This window comes from Cobetia sp. 2AS (assembly GCF_029846355.1).
Classification (GTDB): Bacteria; Pseudomonadota; Gammaproteobacteria; order Pseudomonadales; family Halomonadaceae; genus Cobetia; species Cobetia amphilecti.
Genome location: NZ_JARWKQ010000004.1, coordinates 78,487 through 94,675, shown reverse-complemented (window position 1 = coordinate 94,675; position 16,189 = coordinate 78,487). Strand labels below are relative to the sequence as shown.

Sequence of the window (16,189 nt, the reverse complement as noted above, 5' to 3'; positions counted from 1 at the left end):
GCCATGGTCATCCAATTCGACCGGAGAGGCTGGGCTTCTCCCCATGCGAAAGGGTTCATACCTTGTCCGAGCAACTCGCGTCCGCCATTGCGCGACTCACGCCCCAGGCCCGTCAGGGTCTCTTCGGGCGCCTGCGCCGTGGTATCGAGAAGGAAGGCCTGCGGGTTACCGCTGGCGGTGACATCAGCCAGACGCCGCATCCGCGTTCTCTGGGGTCGAAGCTGACCCACCCGTACATCACCACGGACTATTCCGAGTCTCTGCTCGAGTACATCACCCCGGTGTTCACTCGTCCCAAGGAGTCGCTGGAGTTTCTGGCTGACCTGCATCGTTTCAGCTATCGCAACCTGGGCGATGAGCTGATCTGGCCGGCCAGCATGCCGCCGCGCCTGCACGGCAATGACAGCGTGCCGATCGCCGATTACGGCACCTCCAACAGCGGCACCATGAAGCATATCTACCGCAAGGGGCTGGATGTCCGTTACGGACGCATCATGCAGTCGATTGCCGGTATCCATTACAACTTCTCGCTGCCGGATGATTTCTGGAGTCTGCTGCAGGGGCTGGAAGGGGCAGAGGCGGAAGATGCGCGCGACTTCCGCTCGCGTCGCTATTTCGAGCTGATCCGCAACTTCCGTCGTCACAGCTGGATCCTGCTCTATCTGTTCGGCGCCTCGCCGGGCATCGATGAGAGCTTCCTTGATGGCGGCAATGATGATCGCCTCAAGCGTCAGGCGGACCGCAGCCTGGTCTCGGCCTACGCCACCAGCCTGCGCATGTCGGACCTGGGCTATCAGAACAAGGTGCAGGCGCAGCTCAAGATCTGTTTCAACTCGCTGGACAACTTCGTCGGCACGCTGCGTCACGCCATCGTCACGCCGTGGAAGGATTACGAGAAGCTGGGCGTCAAGCAGGCCGATGGCAGCTGGTCGCAGCTCTCCAGCAACATCCTGCAGATCGAGAACGAGTACTACTCCGACATCCGTCCCAAGCGCGTCACCCGTCAGAACGAGACGCCCAGCCAGGCACTGGAAGGGCGTGGTGTCGAGTACATCGAAGTGCGCTGTCTGGATCTCAACCCCTTCCTGCCGGTCGGGATCGACGAGACGCAGATCCGCTTCCTCGATACCTTCCTGATCTGGTGTCTGCTGACCGAGAGCCCGTGGATCGACGACGAGGAATGCGCCACGCTCGACAACAGCAAGCGTCGCGTGGTCGAGGCTGGGCGGGATCCGGAACTGACCCTGAGCGTCAATGGTGAAGAGCGTCGCCTGCGCGATCTGGCGGCCAACATCATGGATGAGCTGGGAGAGGTCGCGGGCCTGCTCGACAGTGGCGACAAGACAGGCAGTGCGCACCGTGATGCGCTGGCGGCGCTCGCGCCGCGCTTCGACGATGCCCAGACCACACCGTCGGGTCGTCTGTTGACCAGCATGCTCGACAATGGCAGCAACTTCGTCGACGAAGTGCTGGCACTGGCCAAGGGTCAGGCCGAGCAGTTCAAGTCAGAGCCGACGGAGCGTGCGCGCGGCTATCTGCTCGATCAGCTGGTCGAGACCTCGCTGCAGCAGCAGGGCGATATCGAGAAGGGGGATCATCAGGATTTCGACACCTTCATGGCCGAGTACTTCGCGTCCGCCCATGGTACGCAACCGGCGTGATCTCGTGACGCAACGCCAATTCATGTTCAGGTCATCGCGACACGGCATGATAGATATCAGTCGCTGATAGTGACGGATTCGGCTATCGCTTCATCATCGGCGCCTCAGGCTTGAGGCGCCGATGATGTATGTGGCCTGTGCAGCCAGACTGAGCGCGGCTGCGGGGCACGACGCGGTGCAAGCCTCAATGCAGTCGCAGGGCCTTGATGGTCTTGCGGCTGCGTCATTTCTCACCCATGACTCCACTGGAGTTCCACCGGCAAGGACGGCAAATGACACAAGCGGACAAACAATCGGGGCAGCAGCCGGTAGCGCGCAAGGGCGGGCTTGCCCGCCTGGCGAGCTGGAGCGGGCGTCAATGGTGTCTGTTGGGAGCGCTGGGGTGCGCCTTTTTGCTGGGCGTGGCCTTCGTGCTGCAGTTCGCCTTCGATCTGGCGCCGTGCTCGCTGTGCATCTTCCAGCGCGTGGCGGTGGCGGTGGCCGGCGTCTTCTTCCTGCTGGGAGCCTTGCATGGCCCCGGACGCATCGGCACGCGTATCTACGCGCTGGGCGCACTGGCCGGCAGCATTGGCGCGGTCGTGCTGGCGGGTCGCCATATCTGGCTGCAGTCACTGCCGCCGGATCAGGTGCCGGCCTGTGGCCCGGGCCTCAACTACATGCTGGAAGTGCTGCCGGTATGGGACGTGATCACCCAGGTGCTCAACGCCTCCGGTGAGTGCGCCCAGATCAGCGCGCAATGGCTGGGTCTCTCGATCCCGCAGTGGTCGTTGATCGGCTTCTGTGGGCTGGCGCTGGTGCCGCTGGCGATGATGTGGAGCAGCTTTCGCCGTTGAGGCAATATGCCCTGCCACCATGGTGGGGGGTTGGCAGCGTGCACGGCATGGAGGATAGTGGGTTGGCAGCGGGGCGAGCACCGGATGTCAGCCCCTATCGTTCGGGTCATGCCAGAGGAGGCGCCCATGCTGGAGGAATGCACCACTGCGGCGGAACGCTTTCGTGGCGTTCATCAGTTGGTTGATCGCTGGCTGGACCAGCGACGCGAGATGCTGGTCTGCTTCATGGATCTGCACGAGGCCTGCGTGAATGACCTCGAGCAGCTCGAGATGACACGCGTCAATCGCTTCATCGAGCTTTTGATGGACTACATCTCGGCGGGGCATTTCGAGGTCTATCCTCAGCTCAAGGAAGAAGGCCGTGTCTTCGAGGACACCGCGGCGCTGGCGGTCTGCGAGCAGCTGATGCAGCGCCTGGAGCCCTCCACCGAGCTGGTGCTGTCCTTCGATGAGGATTTCTCCAGTCCTACCCGCTGCCAGCACTATCGCGCACGACTGCCGGAATGGCTGGCCCGCCTGCAGCAGGGGTTGACCGAGCGTTTCGCGCTGGAGGATCAGCTGATCCAGCGTCTGCATGCGGTGCACGAGCCCATGGCCCAGTCGGGCCAGTCGGTGTCCTGAGGCCGCCTCCCGCCAGGCACCCATCGACAGGCGCCCATCAAAAAGCCCCGCCAGCATTCGCTGGCGGGGCTTTTTGATGCTCATCCCGATGCGTGTCTCGAAAGAGGCTTACATCAGTGAGGAGGCTTCCGGACGCTCGATCTCGGTCAGTTCGATCTCGCCGGTCAGCAGATCACGCTCGAAGGTTTCCTTGTCGATGTTGAAGCCAAGGAATTCCTGCGCGAGATACATGTCCTTCTCGGCGTTGCCCAAGCAGCTGGTGCCGCCCGGTGACGGCGTCATGTTGAAGACGATGCCGGTGCCCGGGTTGATCTTGGCTTCGCCCATCACGAGCTTCTGCTTGCTCTTGTCGATCAACTGCGGACGAACGCCGCCGAAGCCCTTGGCGAAGCTGACGTCCTTGACGTCCAGGCTCGGCACGATCTTCTTGATGTCGCCGTGGAACAGACGCTCACGCAGCACCGGCACCTCGAACATGAAGTTCTTGAAGATGTAGTTGCGGATGTCGCGCACCTTCATCAGGTCCCACAGGGCCTTGACGACGTTGCGATCCATGCGAAGCACCTTGAGGAACTCCCAGAAGGTCTTGCCGTTGTAGCGCTCCAGCAGCGGCAGCATCAGGGCGGTCGGACCGAAGCGGGTCTTGCCTTCCACCAGCACGTCCGGGTCGCCGTGGACGGCGGCGAACGGCAGATTCTCGTTCTGGATGGTGTAGACCTTGCCGTTGAGCACCTTCGGGGTGAAGTAGAAGGAGCCGGCCATCGGCAGGCAGGACTTGTCCAGGCCGTAACCCATCTTGTGGGCGAACAGCAGGGAGTGACCGCCGGCGCTGACCACGACATAGCGTGCGCTGAGCTCGCCCTTGTCGGTCTTGACCTTGTAGACGTCACCTTCCTTGCGGATGTCTTCCACGGCGGTCGAGAGGCGAACGTCGAAGTTCATGCCTTTCTCGGCCGCTGCCTTCTCGCCTTCGCTGACGAAGGCTTCCGACAGGGTGGTGTAGTTGACGGCGGTATATTCGTCGGTGGAACCCAGCGCGACGATTTCCTCGTCAGGACGACGACCTTCCACCACCTTCGGCTCCAGCTCGGCGATGTCATCACGCTCGAGCAGCTTCAGGTTGGGGAACAGCTGCTTGAAGGTGTCGAAACGCTTGCGCAGGAACTGGCATTCCTTGGCACCGACCGCCAGCACCATCTTCGGATACTTGTAGACGATGTGATCGCGCTCACTCTCGCTGAGCTTGGTGGCGAAGTTGACCACCATGCCCGCGGTGCGCTTGGTCACACGCGCCTTCTCGACCGTGTAGTTGGTCTCGATGTCGCCGCAGTGAATGGTCTGGGAGTTGTTGCGACCGTGCGAGTTGACGATCGCGACGTGGTCGTACTTTTCCACCAGGCCGACCGACTTGAGGTCGGTGTAGCGGGCGAGTTCATAGAGAAGGGCGGTGCCGGACACGCCGCCACCCACAATCAGGACATCGTATGTCGTTGAGGACATGGCTGCTCACGCTCAAGGTTGGTGAGGGACATCCCCCGGACCCGACCGGGATTCCGGAGGCCGTCCTGCCGTGACGGGGCAAAAGTTGCCGCACCAGGCTCGACGGTTCGATGGACACACATTATAGACACATCTTGTGCGAAATGATTCAGCAAATAAGGTCGACTTTATGGTGAATGCTTGTAGCCACATGAAAACCTTATAGCTGAGGCTGCTCGACCTTATGGATCGAGAAACTTCATGTAAATCAGTCTGTTATCAGTCGCGCAGCGAAATGATCCGCCAATCGCGCGCGTCAGCGGCGGCGCGCAGTTGCTCATCCGGGTCCACTGCGATGGCAGTATCGACACGCTCCAGCAGCGGCAGGTCATTGATGGAGTCGCTGTAGAAGGTGCTGCCATCCAGGGTGTGGTCACGCTCGGCCAGCCAGGCCTCGAGGCGGGTCACCTTGCCGGCCTGGAAGCTGGGGACACCGCTGACGCGACCGGTGTAGCGGCCGTTGACGATCTCGGGCTCGATGGCGATCAGCTCATCGACGCCCAGGCGGTCCGCGATGGGAGCGGTGATGAAGCGATTGGTGGCGGTGATGATCAGCAGGGTGTCGCCGCGTGCCCGGTGACGTGCCAGCAGTTCTTCCGCCCGCGGCAGGATGATGGGCTCGATCTTGGCGGCCATGAACTGCTGGTGCCAGGCCGCCAGCTGCTCCGGACTGTTCTCGGACAATGGCTTGAGTGAGAAGGCCAGGTATTCGTGAATGTCCAGCTCGCCACTCTGGTAGAGCTGGTAGTAGCGCTCGTTGGCTTCACGGTAGACGTTGGCGTCGACAGCGCCCTGTTCGACCAGAAATTCGCCCCAGGCGTGATCACTGTCCCCGGCGATCAGGGTATTGTCGAGATCAAAGATGGCCAGACTCACGGAAAACTCCTTGCTCTGCCCAGCCACACTCGGCTGGGCGACAGACACGGACAACAGAGCACGATAGGGTGCCGGCCCAGTGTTTGCGCGGGTGTACGGTGGCCGACGAGCAGTCTCGCACGGCCGTGTTGCACTGCAATAGCGTGAAGGCAGCGATTATTGCAGAGGTGCTCGGGCTTTCACACCGCCAAACCGCGTATTGAAGCGCTTTCAGCCTTTGTGGAAGAATGGTTTCAATTAACGAATCAAAGGTGACATCCGTGATCGACGCTGACGGCTTTCGCCCCAACGTTGGCATCATCATTGCCAACTGTGAGGGCCAGCTGCTCTGGGCGCGCCGGGTAGGACAGAATGCGTGGCAGTTTCCGCAAGGGGGCATCAAGCCAAACGAGACACCGCAACAGGCGCTGTTTCGTGAACTCGAAGAAGAGATCGGCCTGAAAGCTGAGGACGTCGAGATACTGGCCTGCACCCGTGGATGGCTGCGCTACCGGTTACCCAGACGCATGGTAAGAACGCACTCCCGACCGATCTGCATCGGTCAGAAGCAGAAGTGGTTCCTGTTGCAGATTCGCTGTCAGGACAACCGCGTAAGTGTGGATACCACGCCCAACCCTGAATTCGATGGCTGGCGTTGGGTGAGCTACTGGTATCCGCTGGGGCAGGTCGTGGCCTTCAAGCGCGAGGTCTATCGACGCGCCCTGCGTGAGTTGGCGCCGCGTCTGCAGCGTCTGGTGGACACCGAGCGACTCATGGCGCTCGCCGAGGGGCCATCGCTGCATGAGGCGCGGGGTGCCTGCGGGCCGTCTGGCGCCAGTGGCTCACCGGTCGGTACCGCCAATGCGGCGGCGGCCAAGGGGCTCGATGGCACAGGTGCCGCTGATTCCGGGGCCGATGGCGCCAGCTCCGAAGGGCAAGGGCGTCATTCGTCCGGCTGATGGCGTTGATGGGCGCGGGTGGCTGAGCGTGGGTCACGCCGCCTTGGCTGAGCAATCACCTTCTCGACGTCTTCGATGCGCGAGATACACCATGCTTGAGGTACTCCATGCTTGAGGTGCTACGTCGTATCGTTCAGGAGGTCAATGGCGCACGTTCTCTGGACGCGGCACTGGCGACCATGGTGTTGCGCATACGCAAGGCCATGAAGACGGACGTCTGCTCCGTCTATCTGCTGGCACCGGAAAGCGATCGCTTCGTGCTCAAGGACACCATCGGTCTGCGCTCGTCGTCGGTGGGGCAGGTCAGTCTGGCACGTGGCGAGGGCCTGGTCGGGATGGTGGCGCTCAGAGAAGAGCCGCTCAACCTCGAGGATGCGCCCGCACACCCCCAATTCCGTTATTTCGAGGAGACCGGAGAAGAGCGTTTCTCCAGCTTCCTCGGTGTCCCCATCATTCATCAGCGTCGTGTGCTCGGGGTGCTGGTCATCCAGCAGCACGAGAAGCGCCGCTTCGATGAAGGGGAGGAAGCCTTCCTTGTCACCCTCGGCGCGCAGCTGGCGGGAGTGCTGGCTCACGCGCTGGCCACCGGGGCGTTGGGCAAGCTGGCCGGTACCAGCGGCCAGGCGACCTTCTCCGGCGTGGCCGGCTCGCCCGGCATCGCCATCGGCAAGGCCTTCGTGCTGTCTCCGCCTGCCGACCTGGACGCCGTCCCCGACCTGATCCCCACCGATATCGAATTCGAGATCGCACGCCTCAAGGAGGCGATCAACGCCGTGCGCGAAGAGATTCGCGTCGCGGCGGAGCGTCTCGCCAGTCGAATCTCCACCCAGGAACATGCGCTGTTCGAGGTCTATCAGCAGATGCTGGGCGACGCGGCGCTGGGCCAGGAAGTCGAGAAGCGCATCCGCGAAGGACAGTGGGCGCCGGCGGCGCTGGCCGATATCGTGCGCCGCCATGTGCAGTATCTCGAGCGTGTCGATGACGACTATCTGCGCGAAAGAGCCGCCGACATACGGGATCTTGGGCGCCGCGTGTTGTCACACCTGCAGGAAGAGGGTGACAGCGGTCCGATCGAATACCCGGAAAACACCATCCTCATCGGTCACGAGATCAGTCCCGCCACGCTGGGGGAAGTCCCGCGGGAACGCCTCAAGGGGCTGGTCGCGGTCAGTGGCTCGAGTACCTCGCATGTCGCCATCCTGGCGCGTGCGATGGGGATTCCCACCGTGCTTGGCATGGTGGATCTTCCGTTGTCGCGACTGGGCGGTGCACCGGTCATTCTCGATGGTCACCGTGGTCGACTGGTAGTGCGTCCCGAGCTTGAGCTCGGCGCCTACTATTCACGGTTGATCGAGGAGGAGCAGGCGTTGAGTGCGCTGCTGGAACAGGAGCAGGATCTGCCAAGCGTGACCCCGGATGGTCATGTTCTGCCGCTGATGGTGAATACCGGCCTGGCGCTGGATTCCGTCGCGTCGCTCAAGTCGCGGGTCGGCGGGGTCGGGCTCTACCGCACCGAAGTGCCGTTCATGATGAGTGACCGCTTCCCCAGCGAGCAGGAGCAGGCGCGTCTGTATCGTGAGCAGCTGCTGGGCTTCGCGCCGCTGCCGGTCACCATGCGTACGCTGGATATCGGCGGTGACAAGGACCTGCCCTATTTCCCGATCAACGAGGCCAATCCTTTCCTGGGCTGGCGGGGCATCCGGGTGACGCTCGATCACCCCGAGGTGCTGATGGTGCAGCTGCGGGCCATGCTGCGTGCCGCGGAAGGGCTGGACAATCTGCGCATCATGCTGCCGATGATCTCGGGAATCGAGGAAGTCGATGCGGCGCTGGCGCTGGTCAATCGGGCGCTGGTCGAGCTGGCCGAAGAGGGCATCAACGTCTCGCGACCGAGTGTCGGCGTGATGATCGAGGTGCCGGCGGCGCTCTACCAGCTGGAAGCGCTCGCCACCCGGGTCGACTTCTTCTCGGTGGGCTCCAACGATCTCACCCAGTATCTGCTGGCGGTGGACCGCAACAACCCGCGCGTGGCAAGCCTCTACGATGCCTGTCATCCGGCGGTGTTGCGCGCCCTGGCGCGTCTGGCGGAAGAGTCGCGTGCGCTCAAGATGCCGGTGAGCGTCTGCGGTGAGCTGGCGGGCGACCCCGCCGGGGCCTTGCTGCTGCTGGGCATGGGCTTTGACAGCCTGTCGATGAATGCCCCGAGTCTGCCACGCGTGCGTGCGGCCATTCGGCGGGTGTCACTGAGTGCGGCGCAGGGGTTGGTGGACGAGGTGCTGTGTCAGCCCACCGCCGATGAGGTTCATGACCTGTTGCTCCACCGCCTGCAGGCCTGGGATCTGGCCCATCTGCTGCCGCCGCGCGACAACGCGCCTGTGGCACAGAAGGCTGGTGAGACGACTAGCTGAGCCGCCAGCTGCCGATATCTCCTTCCTCGTCGCTCCCCGTGGAGAGCAAGCGGGTCATGGCCCTGCGGCTGGCGATGGTATGACCCTCAGGGCTGAAACGGCGCTCCAGCAGGGTCAAGGTCTGCACCACTCCGGACGGATCAGTCGTATCCCTCGTCGGGTGGCGTTGCCAGCGCACCAGAGTCGAGGCCCGCGTGCCATATTCGGCGCTGACGATAAACGGGCTGGACAGCAGGGCTTCGCGTTCGGGCGAGAGTCCGGTGGCCGGCAGCTGAGTCGGCGCGGGCCGCCAGTCATCCTTGAGCAGGTCGAGCAGCGCGTCGTCGCTCAATGGCCGTGCGGTTGTCTGACCAGCACGGGCTGACGGGTCGAGGAGGGCTGCCAGGCGGCCACTCAGGCGTCGTTGATTGGGCCAGTCGGTCTCGGGATGGCCATTGCTCAGGCTATGGATGCCCGCGCCGAGGCGGCTCACCTCGGCCCCTTGTGGGCCATGATGCAGGCGCCACAACGCCTTGCCATCGCAGACCAGCAGGTTGCACCAGTCCACGGCCTCAAGCGTCAGCGCAGACAGCTTCTGTGCGTCCGCTCCCTCCAGTGCCGCGGGCACGCTCTCTCCCGCGACCAGTGCGCGCAACCAGTCTTCAAGGCGCCAGCGCGAGCATCGACCCAGCGCCTGACGCGCCGCGGCCGCGACCAGCTGGCCACGGCTGATGCTGGCCGTCGGGGCAGGGTGGTCCAGCTGGCGCACATTGGTCAGCGTGGCGAGGCTGCCGGCGGGGTGCATGACCAGCCAGCCGCCGCCGGCCACCAGGTCGCGTCCGCCGCACAGGACACCATCCGGCCACACGCAGAGCCCGGCGGTGGCGCGTGCGTGAAACTCATCCCGGTTGCCGATCAGTAACAGGCATTCGCCCTGCGGCGAGTCCGGTTGCCAGTCAAATGCCATCAGGCACATGTCGCCACTCCATCAGGGGGTCGGGAGAAAATAGCGCCTCTGTCACGCTGGCACTGCATGACGCCTGACGGCGGCTTGCGTATGCTGCTGCTTTGTCTCGACAGCTTGCGCTGGTCAGCGGTCGGGCTTGCCGACGCCTCACCTACAGGATGCTTTCAGATCATGTTCTCGCGCCGTGCTTCCTCTGTCGAGCCACCGCCCGCGGCGGCGATGGCTTCGAATGCCCAGAATTCCGCCAGTGGCCTGGAGAAGGTCTGGGCGCGCATGATTCGGCTGACGGCTGGCCCGCTGCTGCTGGCGGAGCTGGCGGTGGCGTTGAGCTTTCTGGTCGGGGCCGCCGTGGTCTGGGACAGCACGCAGCATGCCGCCGTCGATAGCGCGCTTGGGGAACTCAGGCAGGAGCATGCGCTGGCCACGGCGCTGGTCAGCGAGCGTCTGGAAACCCAACAGCGTCGCCTGCAGATTCTGGCGCGCTATGCACGGCGCCATCTCGACTTCGGCGCCAACGGGAGCAGCGCCTATGACGATGGCCTGGACCAGTTCTCGCTCACCGAGCAGGGCCAGCTGTTCAGGCCGGTATCGCGTGGGGGAGCCGCACTCTACGGCGAATTCGCAGGACCGTTGAGCGATGAGGATCGCGACGCCGGGCGGCGACTGATGCATATGCAGTGGCTGCTGTCGGACCTCTACTCGTCGGACCCCCTGATCTCACGCCTGTTCGTGAGTCTCGATAACAGCATGGTCATGCTCTATCCCTGGTTCAACGTGCTGGACGCCTTCGCGCCGGGCAGCGATTTCATGCCCTACACCGGGGTATTGCCGGACACCGTGCGTCAGCTTGCCGAGAACACCGACAATGGTGCGGCGCGCGTGGTCTGGCTACCGCCGCACCCGGGGCCTGCCGGTCTGCCGCAGATCACGGCGCTGGCGGAGGTCTCACTCAGCAATGGCCAGAAAGCGCGTGTCGGGCTGGATCTCGCGCTGCCGCAGATGGAGGCGCGCCTGCTGCTGCCGGGGCATGCCCCCTCGGATGCCTTCTGGCTGGTCGATGACCACCTGAACGTCTGGGCGGCCAGCAGCAATGTCGGCGACGGCCATTCCCAGAAGCTGCCCGCGGATATCGCCCGCGCGATGGATACCAGCCTGCGTGGCGCCACGCTGGATGACCCGCACGGGACTCAGGTGGTGGTGTGGGACAGCTTGCCGGTCACTGGTTGGCGCCTGGTGTCCAGCACGCGACTTGAGGTGCCCGGTCAGGTGCCGCTGCTGACCCTGTTGCTGGGCAGTGGTGGCGCGCTGCTGCTGGTGTTTGCCGTCGTCATGCTCATCTTGCAATGGCGCCTCAGGCGCATGGACCAGCGCCTGGGGCAGCCCTTGGAGTGGTTGGCGCGCCAGAGCGAGCGTATCGAGAACGGTGAGGTGATGGAGGAGTACCCGCCGGTGGGGCGGCAGGCCTATCCGGCGGATGACATCCTGCGTCGCCATCGTGGGGCCGTGGCCTTGCTGCGTCGTGGTCGCGGCCATGAGCTGGATGCCTTGCCGCTGCCGGCCTTCGTGATGCGCCATGGGCTGTTGGCGATGGCCAACCCGGCCTTCGAGAAGCTGTTCGGACTGGTATTGCATGAGGCGCTGGGCCGGTCGGTGGGCAGCTTGTTGATGCTGGAGCCCAACCCCAGCGTGCCCAGCAGTCGTGAACTCCGGGTACATGACGCCGAGGGGCGCATGCGGCGCATGCGCCTGGAGCTGTGTCGCTTCAACAATGACCCGGCGCAGGTGCTCGGCGTGATGATCGATGAGTCAGAGCACGATCAGGCCAGCCAGCAGTTGCTGGTCGCGCGTGACCGTGCCCGCGAAGAGGCGCGTCTGAAGAGTGATTATCTGGACATGCTGCACGCTGAGCTGACGCCGCCGCTGCAAGGCCTGGTGCGCAAGCTTGGTCAACTCAGGCGTGAGCGTCATATCGAGGATGCCGAGCTCAGCCTGCTGCAGGGCCGTCTCGACAGCGTGGCGCAACTGCTGGACGCCCTGACCGAGCGCGAGGAAGTGGTCCGGACGCCGCTGGAAGAGAATGACTTCTCGCCAACCGAGACGCTGGGGGCGCTGCTCGAGGACATGCAGCAGCGCCATCATGATGTCGGTTGCCCCTTCGAGTGGCAGCTGGGACCGATGCCGGAGGCATTGCGCGGTGATGTGCGCCGCCTCGCGCAGCTGTTCGAGCATCTGGCGGAAGGCTGCATGCGCCACGAAAGCGCCAGTCATCAATCTCTGCTGCTTGAGCTGCAGCAAGCCTGTGAGCTGCCGGCCTGTCGCGATGCGGCGTTCTCTGCAGAGGGCTCAGAGGACGAGGGCGCTGGCTGTTGCTGTCTGCGACTCGAGCTGCGTGGGCATGTCGGGCTCGATATCGGTCATCAATCGCCCTCGAGCCTTGTCATGGCGCGGCGCTTGATCGACGAGCTGGGCGGCAGCTATCGCCAGATCAACCTGGAGGATGAGCAGGCGCTGGAAATCCTGCTGCCGATGACATGGCCGGGCAAGCCGACCGAAACCCGCATTCTGGTGGTGGATGACGGCCCGGTGAATGCGATGCTGGCGCGCACGGTGCTCGGTCGTCAGGGGTTGTTGGTCGATACCGCCAGCAGCGGCGAAGAGGCACTGGCCGCACGTGGACAGCATTTCTACGCGCTGGTGTTCATGGATATCTTCATGCCCGGCATGGATGGCGTCAGTGTCAGCCAGCGCTGGCGCGAGCAGGAAGCCGCCGCCGGCAGTGAGCGGCGCAGTGTCATCATCGCGCTGACCGCCAATGCCAGTGAAGCCGATCGCGAGCGCTTCTTCGCCGCCGGGCTGGATGATTATCTGGGCAAGCCCTATCGGCCACAGGCGCTGATCGACAAGGTCAGCATGTGGCTGCCTGACGTGACGCTGACGCCACGCGCGTCCGGCAGCGGCGAAGGTCCAGTATCAACAGACGGCTGACGGTCATGGCGCTGAGAGGCCCGGGCCACTCTCGGCAGACAGTCACCACAATGCAGCATGAAAGGAGTCGGGTATGTGGTGGTGGTATCCCTTGTTGGGCGCAGTCGCCGGCATGATTGCGGGGTTGTTCGGGATAGGCGGAGGGCTTGTCATCGTGCCGGTGCTGGCCGCGGCCTTCGTGCTGCAAGGGGTCGCGCCGGAGGTGTTGATGCACCTGGCGATCGGCACCTCGCTGGCCACCATCGTGGTGACCTCGCTGTCGTCGGCACGGGCACATCATGAGCGCGGTGCGGTGCGCCTCGATTGGCTCAAGCGGCTGTTGCCGGGGCTGGTGGTCGGCACCGGGCTGGGCGTGGTGCTGGCGAGTGAACTGAGCGGCGAGACGCTCAAGCTGGCCTTCGGCGTCTTCGTGCTGCTGGTGGCGGCCAAGCTCGGGCTGGATCTCAAGGTGGGCCAGATGGCCCAGGCGCCCGGTCGGGTCGGTCAGTTCGTGGGTGGCAGTACCGTTGGCGTGATTTCCTCGCTGTTCGGCATCGGTGGCGGCACGGTGATGGTGCCGATGCTTTCCAGCTGGCAGGCGCGCATGACCGAAGCCGTGGGGACCGCGGCCGCGGCAGGCTTCCCCATCGCGCTGACCGCCGCACTGACCAACATCGTGGTCGGCTGGCATGCCCCCAATCTGCCGGAGCACGCCATCGGCTATGTCCATTGGGTGGCGTGGCTGGGCATCGTGCTGGCGTCCGTGCCGTTTGCGCGCCTCGGGGCGCGGCTGGCGCATGCCTTGCCGGCTCTGCTGCTCAAGCGCCTGTTCGCGCTGATTCTGGTCGTCGTCGGACTGCGGTTTCTGCTGGCGTGAGCGGGAATACGCTGCCTCAGGCAGGTCGTGTTCATGCTTTGACTGTTATGCTCTGCCCGCCTGAGAGGCGATGACTGCATCGCCCAGTACGTTGGTAGAGCCCGACTTCCTCATTCAAGGTTTTCACATGTTGCAATATCCTGAGATCGACCCCGTGGCGCTGGCGCTGGGGCCCTTCAAGATTCATTGGTACGGGTTGATGTACGTGATCGGTTTCGCGGCAGCCTGGGGGCTGGCGCGAGCACGTCGCGCACGTGTCGGCCTGAGTCAGGACGCGGTGGGCGACCTGATCTTCTTCGGCGCCCTGGGCGTGGTGCTGGGTGGCCGCCTGGGATATGCGCTCTTCTATGGCTTCGACAAGCTGCTGGCGGACCCGGTGTGGATCTTCAAGGTCTGGGATGGCGGCATGAGCTTCCATGGCGGCCTGCTGGGCGTGTTGATCGCGATGCTGATGTTCGCGCGTCGCCATCAGCTGACCTTCTTCCAGCTGACCGATTTCATCGCGCCGATGGTGCCGATCGGCCTCGGCGCAGGGCGGCTGGGCAACTTCATCAATCAGGAGCTGCCGGGTCGCATCACCGATGTCTCCTGGGGCATGGTCTACCCGCTCTACGGGCCGGAGCCGCGTCATCCCTCGCAGCTCTATCAGTTTGCACTGGAGGGCGTCGCGCTGTTCGCCATCCTGTGGTTCGTCTCGCGTGAACCGCGTCAGAAGGGCTTGATCTCCGGCCTGTTCCTGCTTTGCTACGGCTGTTTCCGGTTCGTCACCGAATTCTTCCGTCAGCCGGACTCCCAGCTTGGCTTCATCGCCTTTGACTGGCTGACCATGGGTCAGTTGCTGTCGCTGCCGATGGTGCTGTTCGGGCTGCTGTTGATGGCCTGGTCGCGCGGTCAGGAAGTGGCGCAGCCGCCGGTGCCTCGCGCCTCCTGAGGGGCAATGCAGGCGTGAATACAGGGGGCATTCGGTGTAAACTGGCCCCCTGCCAGATACGCAAGAACGCGGCCATCGGGCCGCGTTCTTGCGTATCTGGCAGCGTCAAATATCGTCAAGTGAACGATTCGAATTCATGAAGAGGCTGGTGCAGGGCGATCCACGGCACCGCTCGCCGCGCCAGCCTCTGACACGCCGTACGGACTTGCCACCATGCAACCCTATCTAGATCTGATGCGCCATGTGCTGGAAAACGGCACACAAAAGGGCGATCGCACCGGCACCGGCACTCTGAGTGTCTTCGGTCACCAGATGCGCTTTGATCTGGCCGAAGGCTTTCCGCTGGTCACGACCAAGAAGCTGCACCTGCGCTCGATCATCCACGAGCTGCTGTGGTTCCTGAAGGGCGATACCAACATCGCCTACCTGAAGGAAAACGGCGTGCGTATCTGGGACGAGTGGGCCGATGAGAATGGCGACCTCGGGCCGGTATACGGTTACCAGTGGCGCAGCTGGCCGAACCCGCAAGGCGGTTCCGTCGACCAGATCAGCCAGCTGATCGAGCAGATCAAGACCAACCCGGATTCGCGCCGTCTGATGGTCTCGGCCTGGAACCCGGCGCTGGTGGACGAGATGGCGCTGCCGCCTTGTCATGCACTGTTCCAGTTCTACGTCGCCGATGGTCGCCTGTCGTGCCAGCTCTATCAGCGCAGCGCGGACATCTTCCTCGGCGTGCCGTTCAACATCGCAAGCTATGCGCTGCTGACCCAGATGGTCGCGCAGGTGTGTGGCCTCAAGCCGGGCGAGTTCATCCACACCCTCGGCGATGCCCACCTTTACAGCAATCATCTCGAGCAGGCCCGTGAGCAGTTGACGCGTGAGCCGCTGGCGCTGCCGCAGCTGGTGTTGAATCCGGAAGTCACGGATCTGTTCGACTTCACCTTCGATGACATTGCCATCGAAGGCTATGAATCCCATCCGCATATCAAGGCGCAGGTGGCTGTATGAGCGATAATGAATTCTCTCCGCTGACGGCGGCGGCTGACACCGTCGTGCCCGTCGCGATGATTGCCGCCATGTCGGTCAACCGCGTGATCGGCGTCGACAACCAGTTGCCGTGGTATCTGCCGGAAGACCTGAAGTTCTTCAAGCATGTCACCCAGGGCAAGCCGGTGATCATGGGGCGCAAGACCTTCGCCTCCATCGGCAGGCCGCTGCCCAACCGCCTCAACATCGTGGTCACGCGTGACAGCGAGTTCAGCCACGATGGTGTGCGGGTCTGCAGTGACCTGGCCGCCGCGCTGAGCATGGCGGACCACCACGCGATGATCGAAGGCGTGGATGAGATCATGGTGATCGGGGGCGGTCAGATCTACGCCCAGGCGCTGCCGGTGGCGACGCGCCTCTATCTCACCGAGGTTGCGGTCGAGATCGAGGGCGATGCCCATTTCCCGGCGCTGGATGCAAACTGGCAGGAAGCGCAGCGCGTCCCGGGGGAGAGCGGTGAGGGCCTGCCGGCTTATGACTTCGTGCGCTTCGAACGCCGCGACGTCTGAGCCACTGGCTGGCCGGCGTGACCTTTACAGTCAGCAGGT

General features: G+C 63.7%; 12 protein-coding genes and 1 pseudogene. 10 read left to right on the top strand and 3 right to left on the bottom strand.

What is annotated here, in order from left to right; translation table 11 throughout:
* Positions 1-62: 62 nt before the first annotated feature.
* The 3 genes from gshA (at position 63) to rsd (ending at position 3,115) form a co-directional block, all read left to right on the top strand.
* The gene (gene gshA / locus QD356_RS12235) at positions 63-1,661 is read left to right on the top strand and encodes a glutamate--cysteine ligase (protein WP_082388318.1); all 1,599 of its coding nucleotides are present in this window, start codon (positions 63-65) and stop codon (positions 1,659-1,661) included.
* A gap of 272 nt (positions 1,662-1,933) precedes the next feature.
* On the top strand, positions 1,934-2,494 hold the full coding sequence (locus QD356_RS12230) for a disulfide bond formation protein B (protein ID WP_192837499.1): 561 nt from the start codon (positions 1,934-1,936) through the stop codon (positions 2,492-2,494).
* 126 nt (positions 2,495-2,620) lie between these two features.
* Positions 2,621-3,115, top strand: a complete 495-nt coding sequence (gene rsd, locus QD356_RS12225) for a sigma D regulator (protein WP_192837500.1) — start codon at positions 2,621-2,623, stop codon at positions 3,113-3,115.
* A 108-nt stretch (positions 3,116-3,223) separates the two neighbouring features.
* Here the strand turns inward: rsd and QD356_RS12220 are convergent, their stop codons facing one another.
* Both QD356_RS12220 and QD356_RS12215 read right to left on the bottom strand, forming a co-directional pair.
* Positions 3,224-4,615 (bottom strand): FAD-dependent oxidoreductase, encoded by a 1,392-nt coding sequence (locus tag QD356_RS12220; protein ID WP_043331433.1) that lies wholly within the window; start codon positions 4,613-4,615, stop codon positions 3,224-3,226.
* Between the two features lie 258 nt (positions 4,616-4,873).
* Positions 4,874-5,530 carry an HAD family hydrolase gene (locus tag QD356_RS12215; protein ID WP_054555583.1) on the bottom strand — a complete coding sequence of 219 codons (657 nt, stop codon included), beginning with the start codon at positions 5,528-5,530 and terminating at the stop codon, positions 4,874-4,876.
* Between the two features lie 260 nt (positions 5,531-5,790).
* On the opposite strand from QD356_RS12215, the pseudogene QD356_RS12210 reads away from it, so the two are divergent.
* Both QD356_RS12210 and ptsP read left to right on the top strand, forming a co-directional pair.
* Positions 5,791-6,264, top strand: a pseudogene (locus QD356_RS12210) (RNA pyrophosphohydrolase); the annotation flags it as partial.
* Between the two features lie 311 nt (positions 6,265-6,575).
* On the top strand, positions 6,576-8,876 hold the full coding sequence (ptsP, locus tag QD356_RS12205; protein WP_052384254.1) for a phosphoenolpyruvate--protein phosphotransferase: 2,301 nt from the start codon (positions 6,576-6,578) through the stop codon (positions 8,874-8,876).
* Here ptsP and QD356_RS12200 read toward each other — a convergent pair.
* Positions 8,869-9,831: an NRDE family protein gene (locus QD356_RS12200; RefSeq protein WP_192837501.1), complete on the bottom strand. Its 963-nt coding sequence runs from the start codon at positions 9,829-9,831 to the stop codon at positions 8,869-8,871. The two genes, ptsP and QD356_RS12200, sit on opposite strands and share 8 nt — an antisense overlap.
* A gap of 162 nt (positions 9,832-9,993) precedes the next feature.
* Here QD356_RS12200 and QD356_RS12195 point away from each other — a divergent pair, with 162 nt between their 5' ends.
* The 5 genes from QD356_RS12195 to QD356_RS12175 all read left to right on the top strand — a co-directional run bounded on the left by QD356_RS12195 (position 9,994) and on the right by QD356_RS12175 (position 16,150).
* Positions 9,994-12,807 (top strand): response regulator, encoded by a 2,814-nt coding sequence (locus QD356_RS12195; protein WP_192837502.1) that lies wholly within the window; start codon positions 9,994-9,996, stop codon positions 12,805-12,807.
* Positions 12,808-12,880: 73 nt separating this feature from the next.
* Positions 12,881-13,663 carry a sulfite exporter TauE/SafE family protein gene (locus tag QD356_RS12190; protein ID WP_107336182.1) on the top strand — a complete coding sequence of 261 codons (783 nt, stop codon included), beginning with the start codon at positions 12,881-12,883 and terminating at the stop codon, positions 13,661-13,663.
* A 127-nt stretch (positions 13,664-13,790) separates the two neighbouring features.
* Positions 13,791-14,594, top strand: a complete 804-nt coding sequence (lgt, locus tag QD356_RS12185; protein ID WP_166018868.1) for a prolipoprotein diacylglyceryl transferase — start codon at positions 13,791-13,793, stop codon at positions 14,592-14,594.
* A gap of 213 nt (positions 14,595-14,807) precedes the next feature.
* Positions 14,808-15,602 carry a thymidylate synthase gene (locus QD356_RS12180; RefSeq protein WP_043331428.1) on the top strand — a complete coding sequence of 265 codons (795 nt, stop codon included), beginning with the start codon at positions 14,808-14,810 and terminating at the stop codon, positions 15,600-15,602.
* On the top strand, positions 15,599-16,150 hold the full coding sequence (locus QD356_RS12175) for a dihydrofolate reductase (protein ID WP_192837503.1): 552 nt from the start codon (positions 15,599-15,601) through the stop codon (positions 16,148-16,150). The genes QD356_RS12180 and QD356_RS12175 overlap by 4 nt, the downstream gene beginning before the upstream one ends.
* Positions 16,151-16,189: the final 39 nt, after the last annotated feature.